At 66.1% G+C, this 13,124-nt stretch carries 7 protein-coding genes; 5 read left to right on the top strand and 2 right to left on the bottom strand.

All coding sequences use genetic code 11. The features are described 5' to 3' along the window. The coding region (locus tag AC56LK_RS24905; RefSeq protein ID WP_497183945.1) for a transposase at positions 1 to 114 on the top strand (114 nt) is incomplete at its 5' end. Between the two features lie 383 nt (positions 115 to 497). Here the strand turns inward: AC56LK_RS24905 and AC56LK_RS24900 are convergent. Next, the gene (locus AC56LK_RS24900) at positions 498 to 1,319 is read right to left on the bottom strand and encodes an NAD-dependent epimerase/dehydratase family protein (protein ID WP_497187131.1); all 822 of its coding nucleotides are present in this window, start codon (positions 1,317 to 1,319) and stop codon (positions 498 to 500) included. 167 nt (positions 1,320 to 1,486) lie between these two features. Between AC56LK_RS24900 and AC56LK_RS24895 the strand changes: the two genes are divergently transcribed. The 4 genes from AC56LK_RS24895 (at position 1,487) to AC56LK_RS24880 (ending at position 12,983) form a co-directional block, all read left to right on the top strand. After that, positions 1,487 to 4,444: a glycoside hydrolase family 2 protein gene (locus AC56LK_RS24895; RefSeq protein ID WP_497187130.1), complete on the top strand. Its 2,958-nt coding sequence runs from the start codon at positions 1,487 to 1,489 to the stop codon at positions 4,442 to 4,444. Between the two features lie 260 nt (positions 4,445 to 4,704). Beyond that, positions 4,705 to 8,508, top strand: coding sequence for a TonB-dependent receptor (locus AC56LK_RS24890; RefSeq protein ID WP_497187129.1), 3,804 nt, complete (start codon positions 4,705 to 4,707; stop codon positions 8,506 to 8,508). A 231-nt stretch (positions 8,509 to 8,739) separates the two neighbouring features. Next, on the top strand, positions 8,740 to 11,895 hold the full coding sequence (locus AC56LK_RS24885; protein ID WP_497187128.1) for a TonB-dependent receptor: 3,156 nt from the start codon (positions 8,740 to 8,742) through the stop codon (positions 11,893 to 11,895). Between the two features lie 77 nt (positions 11,896 to 11,972). Further along, entirely contained in the window at positions 11,973 to 12,983 is a 1,011-nt protein-coding gene (locus AC56LK_RS24880; RefSeq protein ID WP_497187127.1) for a glycoside hydrolase family 43 protein, read from the top strand. A 58-nt stretch (positions 12,984 to 13,041) separates the two neighbouring features. Here AC56LK_RS24880 and AC56LK_RS24875 read toward each other — a convergent pair. Then, a partial coding sequence (locus AC56LK_RS24875) for an IS3 family transposase (protein WP_497186712.1) occupies positions 13,042 to 13,124 on the bottom strand: 83 nt, incomplete at its 5' end.

Here is a 13,124-nt window from a genome sequence, read left to right as displayed (position 1 = left end):
CTGGAAGGCGTCAACAATCGCATCAAGGTCATCAAGCGCATGGCCTACGGATTTCAAGACGCATCCTACTTCTTCCTGAAAATCAAGGATGCGTTCCCCGGGAAAGTGCGATGAACCCTTTTTTTCGCCGAGCGGCTTTTCCATGTTCGACTGGCCCGAGGCCAGCCAGACTTCGCCGACCAGCACATCGTTCACCACGATCCGATTGCCTTCGCCGCTGACCACCAGCAGGCCCGGCGCATGAGGGGCCCTGGCCAGGTCGAGCTCGACGCGCCAGCGGCCATCCGGCCCGGCCTGCATGCTGCGCGCCTGGTTCCCGAAGCGCACCGATACCCCTTCGCCCGGCGCCGCCCAGCCCCAGACCGGCACCCTGGCGGCACGCTGCAGCACCATGTGGTCGGACAGGATGGCAGGCAGCCTGACCTCGGCGCCTGCGGGGAGCGCAATGAAGGCCAGCGCGATCGGGCCGGCTGCTCGGCGGCCGGTGGCAAGGCGGCTCATGAGGGATACTTGGGGCCGGCCGTCACGAAGGCGCCACCCTGGAGGAAGGTCGTGAGGTCGTCCGCCGGCGGGTAAGCGAATTCTTGCGGCAGATTGCCGAGGAACTGGGCCGAGCTGTCCTTGGCCTCGAAGGCCAGGTGGCGCGAGTGGCGGTCGTCCCACCAGCGGCCAGGATTGCTTGAGACGCCGAAGGTGATGGTGTGGCCGACGCGCGGAGTCAGCAGCGAACGGCGCAGCAGTTCGACCATGTCGTCCAGGCTGAACCAGGTCACCATCTGGCGGTGGGTGGCCGGCTCGGGGAAGCAGAAGCCGATGCGCAGGCACACGGTCTCGATGCCGAAACGGTCCCAGTAGTAGCGCGACAGGTTCTCGCCCCATACCTTGGACAGGCCGTAGTAGCCGTCGGCGCGGGTCGGCATGGCGGCGTCGACGCGCTCGCTGGTCTGGTACATGCCCATGGTGTGGTTGCTGCTGGCGAAGACCACGCGCCGGATGCCCAGCTTGTGCACGGCCTCGTACAGGTTGACCATGCCGAGGATGTTGGCCTGCATGATAGGTGCGAATTCGACTTCGGTGGACACGCCGCCGAAGTGCAGGATCGCGTCCACCCCTTCGCACATGCGCATCACCTGCTCGCGGTCGGCCAGGTCGCATTCCACGATTTCCTCGCCGGCACCGGCCGGCCCGAGGTTTGCCACACCCGCGGCGATGTCGGCCAGGCGGACGATGTCGGCGAATTCGTGCAGGCGTTCGCGCAGGCGGCGGCCCAGGTTGCCACCGGCGCCGGTGAAGAGGATGCGTTTGAATGGTTTGGTCATGGTGTTGTCGGACGGGTTGGAACGTGGAGCGCCATTACCGGCTGATTCGGGGCGGGTGTCAATGACGGGGCCCTGAACGCTCACGATCTTGAGTAATTATCGGAAAGACGAGCAGCGGGACGCTGATCTACTAATATATTAGCGCAAATTCCAACAATGGAGACCCCATGATGTTCCGTCCCACCCCGTTCACCCTCTCCGCATTCGGCCTCGCCGCGCTGCTGGCAAGCGCTCCGGCCCTGGCCGAGCGCGCCCGGTACGACTTCAATCCCGGCTGGAAGCTGCTGGTCGGCGATCCTGCGGGGGCCGCCCAGCCCGGATTCGACGACGCCGGCTGGAAGCAGGTCGCGCTGCCGCGCGCCTGGAACGAGGACGACGCGTTTGCCAAGGACATCGTCGACCATACGCTAGGGGTGGCCTGGTACCGGAAACGCTTCACGCTCAAGGACCTGAAGCCGGGCCAGAAGGTCTTCCTCGAGTTCGAAGGCGCGCGCCAGGCCGCCGAGGTGTTCGTCAACGGCCGCCGCATCGGCCTGCACGAGAACGGCGTGACGGCCTTCGGCTTCGAGATCGGCGCGGCACTGGTGAAGGGTGAGAACGTCGTGGCGGTGCGCACCGATAACCGCTGGGACTATAAGGAGCAGGCCAGCGGCCAGCGCTACCAGTGGGCCGACCGCAACTTCAACGCCAACTACGGCGGCCTGCCGAAGAACGTGCGCCTGCACGTGACCGAAGCGCTGTACCAGACCCTGCCGCTGTACTCGAACCTGGGCACGCAAGGGGTCTACGTCTACGCGCAGGACTTCGACATCGCCGGCCGCACGGCGACCATCGTGGCCGAATCGGAAGTGCGCAACGAATCGAAGCAGCCGCGCCGCTTCACTTACGAGGTCGAAGTACGCGACAAGGACGGCAAGCCAGTGGCGCGCTTCGCCGCGCCCGCCCAGACCCTGGCCCCCGGCGCCACCAGCGTGGCCAAGGCCAGTGCAAAAGTAAAGGGCCTGCACTTCTGGAGCTGGGGTTATGGCTACCTGTACGAGGTGGTCACCACCCTCAAGGTCGACGGCAAGCCGCTCGACCGCGTCAGCACCCGCACGGGCTTCCGCAAGACGGAATTCGGCAACGGCGTGGTCAAGCTGAACGACCGCGTGCTGCAGATGAAGGGCTATGCCCAGCGCACCTCGAACGAATGGCCGGCGATCGGCCTGTCGGTCCCGAGCTGGCTGAGCGACTACAGCAACGGCCTGGCGCTCGAGAGCAACGCCAACCTGATCCGCTGGATGCATACCGCGCCCTGGAAGCAGGACGTCGAGTCGCTCGACCGCATCGGCCTGATGCAGGCCATGCCGGCCGGCGACTCCGAGAAGGACGTCGACGGCCGCCGCTGGGGCCAGCGCATGGAAGCCATGCGCGACGCGATCGTCTACTTCCGCAACCACCCGAGCATCCTGTTCTACGAAGCCGGGAACAAGGGCGTCAGTGCCGAGCACATGGCGGAGGTGAAGGCGCTGCGCGACCGCTACGACCCGCATGGCGGCCGCGCCGCCGGCAGCCGCGAGATGCTGAGCACTGCGCTGCAGCAGGTGTCCGAGTACGGCGGCGAAATGTTGTACATCAATAAGAGCGCGCGCATGCCGGTGTGGGCGATGGAGTACGCCCGCGACGAGGGGGCGCGCAAGTTCTGGGACGAACTCAGTCCGCCTTTCCACAAGAACGGCGACGGTCCGCCGCACAAGGACCAGCCGGCGCCGGCCTACAACCACAACCAGGACAGCTTTGCGATCGAGACCGTGCGCCGCTGGTACGACTACTGGCGCGAGCGCCCGGGCACCGGCACCCGTGTCTCGAGCGGCGGCGTCAACATCATTTTCTCGGACAGTAATACCCACCACCGCGGCGCCGAGAACTACCGGCGCAGCGGCGAAGTCGACGCCATGCGCATCCCGAAGGACGGCTTCTACGCGCACCAGGTGATGTGGGACGGCTGGGTCGACGTCGAGCGTCCGCGCGCCCACATCGTCGGTCACTGGAACCATGCGCCCGGTACGGTCAAGCCGGTGCACGTGATCTCGAGCGCCGAGACGGTCAGGCTGACCATCAACGGCAAGGAGGTCGGCAGCGCACGCCAGAGCGAGCGCTTCCTGTTCACCTTCGACAAGGTGGCCTGGGAAGAGGGCGAACTCAAGGCGGTCGGCTATGACGCCAAGGGCAGGAAGGTGTGCGAGACGCGCCTGGTCACGGCCGGCAAGCCGGTGGCGCTGCGCCTCAGCCGCATCGCGTCGCCGCATGGCCTGCGCGCCGACGGCGCCGACCTGGCGCTGCTGCAGGTCGAGGCGGTCGATGCCCAGGGCCGGCGCAATCCGGTGGCGCTGGACACCGTGCACTTCGCGCTGGATGGTCCGGCCGAGTGGCGCGGCGGCATCGCACAAGGGCCGAACAACCATATCCTGGCGCGCTCGCTGCCGGTGGAGGGCGGCGTCAACCGCGTGTTCGTGCGCAGCACCACGCAGCCGGGCAGGATCGTGCTGCGCGCTCGCGCCGACGGCCTGGCGCCGGCGGAGATCAGCTTCGCCTCCACTGCGGTCAAGGTCGCTGGCGGACTCGCCGCGCTGCCGGCGCCGCCGCCGCTGCGCCTGGACCGCGGCGCGACCCCGGCCACGCCCTCGTTCGCGGTCTCGCGCATCGCGGTGCCGGTCGTGTCCGCCGCGGCGGCCAGCAACGGAGAACAGGCTTCGCACTCCTTCGACGACGACGAGACCACCAGCTGGACCAGCAAGGCCGGCGAAGCCGCTGAGATCACCTACCAGCTGGCGCGTCCGGCGCTGCTGCGCGAAGTGACGCTCAAGCTGGCCGGCTGGCGCGAACGCAGCTATCCGCTGCGTGTCCATGTCGATGGCGTGGAGGTGTGGCGCGGCGTGACGCCGAAGAGCCTGGGCTACGTGACGCTGCCGCTCAAGCCACAGCGCGGCAGCCAGGTGCGCATCGCCCTCGATGGCGACGCCACTGACAGCGGCGCGATCCAGCTGCTTGAGGTCGCAAACCAGGCCAATACCGACACCGGCGCCCAGCGCGTCCCGCGTTCCGCACTCGCGATCGTCGAAGCGGAATTCTACGAGCATCCCTGAATCGCGCAGAAGGGACCGATAAGCAATCTTGCCGCTGCGATGTCACAAACGGCATCGGTCGCCTTCTCCCCCACGGCAGCGTCACGCCGGCAACTGTGGCGGTTTCGCACGCAACCGCTCAAGCCCATGAGTGTTTGCCGCTAATACATCAATCCTTATTGTTGTATTGATTTCGTTCAATAACAATCGCTTTCGTTACTCGTTTCCGGGCAGCAGGTTTCACCCCGAAACGCATATAAGACAGACAACATGGAGGAGAGATGGCACCGTATTCCAAGCATGGTTTCCCAGTAAACCGCACCAGCCAGGCCGTGGCCATGGCACTGGCTTCGCTGGTCGCAGGCGGCGCGTACGCGCAGCAGGCCGCATCATCCCAAGCCGATTCCCAGGCATCGTCAACCTCGTCCACGGCCGCTGCGCCGGCAGGCGCCGTCGAGACGGTGCTGGTGGTCGGCTCGCGCGAATCGCAGCGCAGCGCCATCGCACGCAAGAAGAATGCCGCCACCGCGCAGGATTCGATCATCGCCGAAGACGTCGGCGCTTTCCCCGACCGTAACGTCGCCGACGCGATTTCCCGTATCGCCGGCGTGGCCGTCGACCGCGGCGAATTCGGCGAGGGCATCAGCGTGTCGATCCGCGGCAATGGTCCGGAGCTGACCCGCGTGGAACTGGACGGCATGGGCGTGCAGCAGGCCGGCGGCGCCGACATGTTGGGCGGCATCACCGCCGGCGCCGATACCTCGGGCGGGCGTTCGGTCGAGATGCGCCAGCTGTCCTCGGACCTGATCAAGAGCGTGGACGTGGTCAAAGGCTCGACCGCCGACATGACCGAAGGCTCGCTCGGCGGCGGCGTGCGCATCCAGACCCGCAACGGCCTGGACTTCAAGAAGGATTACCTGTCCTTCCGCGTGGCCGGCCAGCAGAATTCGCTCAACAAGAAGAAAAACCCGAACCTGAACCTCATCGGCGTCAAGAAGTTCATGAACGATCGGCTGGGCGTGCTGGTCAACCTCTCGAAGAGCAAGGTCAACCAGGAAGCCCACTCGATCAACCAGGGCGGCACCAACGGCCAGGTCGGCAAGGTCCGCCTGATGGACTTCGACAATTCGCCCGAGAAGACGGTCGCGCTGCGTCCCGATACCCTGAACCTGAACGACGCGGCCTCGACCACCCCGTTCTACACTTCGCCGTACAGCAACGCAGCGATGGGCAGCTGGGTCAGCATGACGCCGAAGGACGTGCTGGAAGGCTCGGCTGCGGCCAAGACCAAGGCCGAGTGCTACCAGAAATTCCCGCTGCTGCCGGCCAGCGTGGCCAACCAGATCGCCACCGCCAACAACGGCCGCACCAACGCCCAGAACATCACCCAGCTGGCGCTGCTGAGCTGCCTCGGCCAGTGGAACGACTGGACCCCGAGCAATACCCGCTACTTCGTCAACCGCTGGAACGACGAGCGCACCAGCGGCGACATCCGCCTCGACTTCAAGGTCAGCGACGCGCTGAGCGTCTATGCCAAGCATAGCCGCAGCAAGGGCGACGTCATCTCCTACAGCACCAACCTCGGCTTTGGCGGCGTGGCCGTCAATCCCGCGGGCAACGTGCGCGGCCCGAACGGCTTCAGCGGCCCAGCCTCCAGCGACACCATCTCGGCCACCCAGCTGGCCAACGGCGCCTGGGGCACGCGTGTCCTGAACCCGGCGTCCGGCTACTACGCGTATCCGAACGAACTGAGCTTCCGCAGCACCGGCGCCGTGAACGGCGCCGTCTCGAACGTCAACCCGGCCTCGGTCGTCGTCGACAGCAAGCACCACCTCACCGGTTTCCAGATCTCGGACGGCGTCTACGGCGTCGACAACACCACGATCACGACCGGGACCAAGTCCAGCTACACCCAGGCCGGCGGCATCTTCAAGAAGGGCATCGTGCGGGCCGAGTTCCTGGTCGGCGATTCCAAGTCGGAGTTCTACCGCTACGAGAAGCGCATGGGCCAGAGCGCCTACCTCGGCACCACCACCGCCACCGTGCTGCCGAACGGCATCTGGAATTATGCGGCGAACGGTTCGGTGGACCTGAACAACCCGAACAACTGGCTGACCCTCGGCACGCAGGCCCCGGTCACCGCGTCCACTCCGACCTTCAGCTCCCCGGGCAGTGCCGCCTATACGTCGGCCCAGCTGCCGCGCGTGAACGGCGCCACCACCCTGTCGTTCCAGAATCCGCGCATCAACGAGTCCTACGAGAAGACGGCCAAGCTGGACGTGGACGTCGCCACCGACGAGTACATTCCCTTCGTCCCGTCGATCAAGGTCGGCTACAACCGCCGCAAGAGCGGCTACGACGCCTGGTCGACCGGCGGACCGACGCTCCAGGACGCGGTCGGCACCTTCGGCACGCCCGGCTACATCCCGGGCGTCTACGTCTCGACCAATAACCTGCGCACCACCTTCCAGGTCTGCGAGAACACGCCGGGCTCGCTGGGCGCGGGCGGCAGGCCTTGCCAGTACGGCTACAACCCGAGCACCGACCCGCGTACCGCGCGCCAGGGCACGATCGTGATCTCGCCGGAGCAGTACCGCCAGCTCTTCAACCAGGCCTACACGGTGCAGCCGACCGCGCAGTTCTATGCGGGCGACAAGGACCGTCCGGACAACCTGGTGAACGGCTGGACCGAGTTCGACATCGACAAGGTCTATGCCTTGCTGGGTGTGCCGAATTACAACCTCGACTGCATCAAGAGCTGCGTGGGCAGCGACGGCAAGATGTACAACCAGCCGAAGAACTCGATCATGGAGACGGTCGATGCCGGCTACATGATGGCCAACTTCGAGGTCGACCGCCTGCCGTTCACCCAGCGCTCGCTGCCGTTCGGGATCGTCATCGACGGTAACGTCGGCGTGCGCGCCGTGCGCACCAAGGTGGTGGGCACCGGCCAGCTGACCTTCCGCTCGATCATCCCGACCGCGTCCTACAACCCGTTCGATCCGAACAACCCGAATGGCATCAGCACCCGCGTGTACCGCAAGGACACCGCGATCAATGCGACCACCACCGACTACCTGCCGTCGGCCAACCTGAACACCTGGCTGATTCCGGAGAAGCTGCTCCTGCGCTACAACTGGGGCAAGACCATCGCGCGTCCGATGGCCGGCCGACTGATCCCGGCCGGCACCTGCGAGTACGACGGCCGCCTGCTGAACGCCCTCGACGAGGACGGCAACGAGGTCTCGATGCGCTGCACCGACATCATGGGCAATCCGGAGATCAAGCCGCTGACCAACCATAACCAGAACCTGTCGCTGGAATGGTATGCCAACCGCGACATCATGCTGGCCGGCGCCATCTACAAGCAGGAGGGCATTACCGGCGCGCCGACCCTGATCGAAACCGTCGACAACGTCAAGCCCTTCGCCGGCTCCGACGCGGTCGATCCGCAGACCGGCAAGCCGCTCGCCGACCTGGTCTTCACCCAGCGCCGCTGGACCAACCAGATCCCGTTCACCCGCAAGGGCTTCGAAGTGTCGGCGAAAGTCGGCTTCACCGTCCTGCCGTGGTACCTGCGCTATACCGGCGTGGACGCGAACTACACCCGCAACAAGTCGACCCTGACCGGCGCGGCGATGCGCGACCTGATCACCGGCGACGTCCTGCCGGTGGCCGGCGAGCCGCGCCACTCCTGGAACGCCTCGGTGTGGTATGACGACGGCGCCCTGTCGATGCGCGTCGGCCTGCAGGTGAAGGCCTCGACCTTCGAGTGCACCTCCGGCTGCAACGGCACCGCGATCAACAACTATCCGGCGGTCGGCATGACCACCGTGCGCTTCCCGCCCTACAGCCCGGGCACGCCGGTGTTCCGCCTGGATACCCGCTACGTGGACGCCAAGATCGGCTACCGCTTCAACAAGAACGTCGAGTTCTTCCTTGAAGGCCGCAACCTCGGCAAGACCCACACCGGCCGGAATACCGGCGGCTACTCGGACTTCGCCAACGGCACGCCGAACGTGTACACCGACTCGTTCGCCGGCAGCACCTACATGGCGGGCCTGAACTTCAAGTTCGGCGGATAAGCGGCCGACGCCGCATCCATGGATGGCCGCCGCATTTGCGGCGGCCATCGTCGTTTACGCGGTCCGCGCAGCAAAAAATCACAGGACTGATCATTTGAGGGCGTATTCGCACCGGTATCGATCAGTTTGATGATTCTTTCGATGCTGGATGAATCGTCGCAACCCGCCGCACATAGAATGTTTTCAAGGCCAAGCCGTTCTACATACTACAGAGCCCATGGAGACAATTCGATGAAACGAGCAATGATCAGCACGCAGGTGCTTCATCCGACCCGCTGCGCCCGCGCAGTCGCCGCAGTGATCACCCTCCTTGCCGCACAAGCCGCGCTGGCCCAGGAGAGCACCCAGCCGCAGGCCGCACCCGCCGCCTCCGCGGCGCAAGATGCCGCCGACAGCGCGCCGGCCGCGCCGGCCATGGTCCACATCGCCGGCACCCGCCGGTCGGTGGCCTCGGCCATCACCCGCAAGAAGGACGCCGGCACGGTGTCCGATTCGATCGTCGCCGAAGACATCGGCCAGTTCCCCGACAAGAACGTGGGCGAAGCACTGTCGCGCGTCACCGGCGTGCAGCTCTCGCGCGATTTCGGCGAAGGCTCGCAGGTGGCGATCCGCGGCGTCGAGCCGGACCTGAACCGCATCGAGATCAACGGCATGTCGGTGCTCGGCACCAGCGGCAACGCCGGCCGCGGCGCCGAACTGCGCGAACTGGCCTCGGAACTGATCGGTTCGATCGACGTCTACAAGGGCATGACCGCCGACATGACCGAAGGCGGCGTGGGCGGCACCGTGCAGATCACGACGCGCAAGCCGCTCGACTTCAAGGAGCGGACCATCGGCACCAGCATCTCGGCCGAGCATTCGACCTCGCGCGGCGGGGTCCAGCCGCGCGGCAACCTCTACATGGCCGACAAGTTCCTGGACGGGAAGCTGGGCCTGATGGCCAACTTCGTCTACGACAAGGTCCTGACCCAGAACGACTACGCGCGCAATACCTCGTGGCGCTTCCTGCAGGATTGGGACCTCTCGCCCGAGAAGACCGTGGTCAGCCGGGACCCGGCCGTCGCCGCGATCAGCAGCATGGCCGGCTGCTCGGCCCAGGGCTTGAGCTCGGCCCAGCAGACCGCCTGCCGCAGCCAGTGGTTCGATTACTCGCCGGGCATCGCGCGCTACGGCATCTGGACCCGCGATCACAAGCGTTCGTCGGGCGAGATCACCGCGCAGTACGCGTTCAGCAAGGAATTCAGCGCCTGGGCCACCTACCAGGCCAATACCCAGCGCCAGCGCCTGAACGACCGCAACTTCGGCACCGATTTCGCGAATACCGGCCGGCTGGCCAACAGCGGCCGTGCGCCGGTCTACAACGCGGCCACCGGCGTGCCGACCACCGCCGGCGCCTGCACCGCGCCGACCAGCGCCACCCCGGGCATGGTGGTCCGGAACCATCACGTCACCGAATACGTCGTCGGCTCCTGCCTGTTCGGCGCCGGTGTCGGCGGGCAGGGCGCCTTCAGCAGCTCGGCGCGCGACTTCCAGCTCGACATCGACTCGCGCTACGCGTCCAGCGGCTTCAACTTCAAGCGCGGCGCGCTCGAAGTGGTGGGTCTGTTCGGCACCTCGGAATCGCTGTACGACAGCAACAGCAACAGCATCGTGCTGACCCAGAACGCGCCGGGCCTGAAAGTGGCCCTCGGCCCGGACAGCATCCCGCGCTTCACCTTCCCGGCCGGCTACAGCCCGGACAGCCCGAACTCCTATGTCCAGGCACAGCTCCAGTACCGCCCGAGCGAAACCGAGAACAAGGAACACCAGGCCAAGCTCGACTTCAAGTACCGTCTCGACACGCCGTTCTTCACCAAGGCCTGGTTCGGCGTCCAGGCGCGCAAGGCCAGCTCCGAGCAGTACAACGGCGGCGGCTACCTGGCCAGCAACGGCGCCAACCTGAACTCGACCGCCGACGACATCAATGTGCGCGGCGCGAACGTGAACCAGACCGCGGTCTACGACCCACTGTACACCGGCACCGCCCAGCGCCCGAACGACCCCCAGAGTTTCATCAACTCGAGCTTCAGTACCCGCTACCTGAACGCCGCCCAGATGGCGGCCCTGGTCAGCGCCGTGCAGGGCCGCTCGCCGGGCAGCTTCTTCAGCGGCTACGACAAGGTGTCCGGACTGCCGTCGGGCTGGATGTCGCCGGTGTACGCCAACGCGGCACCGTTCTTCGACACCTCGAACTTCAACCACGCCTACCTGCGCAATGCGCCTGGCAGCGACGGCAATATGTACGCGCAGATCCCGGCCTATATGGTGGACGAGCGCATCGGCGCGACCTACCTGCGCCTGGACTACGCCACCCAGCTGTTCGGCTACGAGGTGGACGGCAACGTCGGCGTGCGCTACACCCGCACCCGTGACCGCTCGACCGGCCTGGCGCGCTACTCGGAGCGCGTGGCCAACCCGGGCGGGACGACCTTCACCGACGTCGTCGTCACCAGTTCCGTGGCCACGGTCGAGAACACCTACAACGACGTGCTGCCGAGCTTCAACGGCGCCCTCTGGGTCATCGACAACAAGCTGGTGGCGCGCGTCGGCTGGGCCAAGGCGATGGCGCGTCCGCGCATGGACTTCCTGGCGCCGAACGCGACCTGTATACGCGGCAGCGGCAACCCGGCCTTCGGCGGCGACGGCAGCGACGACTGCACCGCCGGCAATCCGGACCTGAAGCCCTACCGCTCGACCAACACCGACCTGAGCTTCGAGTACTATCCGACCCAGGACAGCCAGCTCTCGCTGGCCCTGTTCAAGAAGGACATCTCGAGCTACGTGATGGAGCGGGTGCTGACCAAGAACGTGGACCTGTTCAAGGATGGCAGGCTGTGGGACGTGACCCAGCCCGTCAACGGCGAGGGCGCCACCACCAAGGGCATCGAGATCGCCGGCCGTACCGCGCTGACCTTCCTGCCGGGCTGGCTGAGCGGCTTCGGCGTCGATGCCAACTACACCCGCATGAACTACAAGTATGCGGCCGGCACCGAGCGCCTGAACGTCCTCGACGGCACCGTGCTGCCTTACCCGGGCATGTCGAAGAACGCCTATAACCTGTCGCTGTGGTATGACCAGGGCCCGATCAATGCGCGCCTGGCCTACAGCTACCGCGACCGCTTCTTCACCGGCACCAACGACGTCTCCGGCAACCCGGTGTTCGAAGCCAAGACCGGCTACCTGGATGCGAAGATCCAGTACCGCTTCAACGACAAGATCACGCTCGCGCTGGAAGGCAAGAACCTGACCGATGAAGTGAAGCGTACCGACGCCGGCGACAGCTTCCGCCTCAACGAGCTGGCCTGGGCGGGCCGCCGCTACTACATCACGGTGGCGGTCAAGCTCTAAACCGCGCACCCCGTCACGAATCCTGTTCCGATTGCCAGTCATCTCGCGATGACTGGCCTTTTTATTTGTGAGGTCCCATGAGCCGGAATACCGTACTCGCCACCGCCATGCTGGCGCTGCTGGCCACTTCGTCCTTGTCCGGCGCCGCCGAATCCGGCTTCGCCAACCCGCTGGTGCGGCAGCGCGCCGATCCCCACGTCACCCTGCACGCCGATGGCTGGTACTACTTCACCGCCACCGTGCCCGAATACGACCGCATCGAGCTGCGCCGCGCGCGCAGCCTGGACGGCCTCGGCGCGGCCGAGGCGAAGACGGCCTGGCGCAAGCACGCCAGCGGCGAGTTGGGCGCCCACATCTGGGCGCCCGAGCTGCACCGCATCGACGGCAAGTGGTACCTGTACTTCAGCGCCGGGCGCGCCGACAAGGTGTGGGAGATCCGGCTCTACGTGCTGGAGAACGGCGCCGAGAACCCGCTGGAAGGGGAGTGGGTCGAACGCGGCCAGCTGCGCACCGGCTGGGAGAGCTTCGCCCTCGATCCGACCAGCTTCGTGCACCGCGGCCAGCGTTATTTGTCATGGACGCAGCGTGCGCCCGAGGGCGGCAAGGCCACCAATATCTACCTGGCGAAGATGGACGGACCGCTGGCGATCCGCCAGCCGGCCGTGCTGTTGACGCGGCCGGAGCACGCCTGGGAAAAGATCGGGCACGAGGTCAACGAGGCGCCGGCGGTGCTGGTCAAAAACGGGCGGGTCTTGATGACGTATTCGGCGAGCGCGACCGATGCCAACTACGCGCTCGGCATGCTGACGGCACCGGCCGACGCCGACCTGCTCGATCCGCGTTCATGGACCAAGTCGGCGCTGCCCGTGCTGCGCAGCAGTGCGGCCACCGGCCAGTATGGCCCTGGCCACAACAGCTTTACCACCACCCCGGACGGCAAGACCGACATCCTGGTCTACCACGCGCGCAACTACCGCGAGATCGTGGGGGAGCCGCTGCGCGACCCGAACCGGCATACGCGCGCGCAGGTGATCCGCTGGCGTGCGGATGGACTGCCGGAGTTTGGGGAGCCGGTCGCGGACCGGTAAAAGGAAAGCAGGGTGGCCGGCGACGTGAACTGACCCCAAATAGTTGGACGTTAAGTCGTTAAGCGCCCATGGCCTGGGTCCTGTACTGCACGGGACTCAGGCCTTTTAGTTTGAGTTTGATGCGGTCATTATTGTAATACC

The sequence above is a fragment of the Telluria sp. ZB4P36 genome (assembly GCF_059685865.1).
Note: the sequence above shows the minus strand (reverse complement) of the source record. Positions and strands in the feature narration are given on the sequence as shown.

Bases quoted from the DNA above. Each gene is read 5' to 3' on its own strand.
- AC56LK_RS24900 (WP_497187131.1), bottom strand. From the start codon at position 1,319: ATGACCAAACCATTCAAACGCATCCTCTTCACCGGCGCCGGTGGCAAC.
- AC56LK_RS24895 (WP_497187130.1), top strand. From the start codon at position 1,487: ATGATGTTCCGTCCCACCCCGTTCACCCTCTCCGCATTCGGCCTCGCC.
- AC56LK_RS24890 (WP_497187129.1), top strand. From the start codon at position 4,705: ATGGCACCGTATTCCAAGCATGGTTTCCCAGTAAACCGCACCAGCCAG.
- AC56LK_RS24885 (WP_497187128.1), top strand. From the start codon at position 8,740: ATGAAACGAGCAATGATCAGCACGCAGGTGCTTCATCCGACCCGCTGC.
- AC56LK_RS24880 (WP_497187127.1), top strand. From the start codon at position 11,973: ATGAGCCGGAATACCGTACTCGCCACCGCCATGCTGGCGCTGCTGGCC.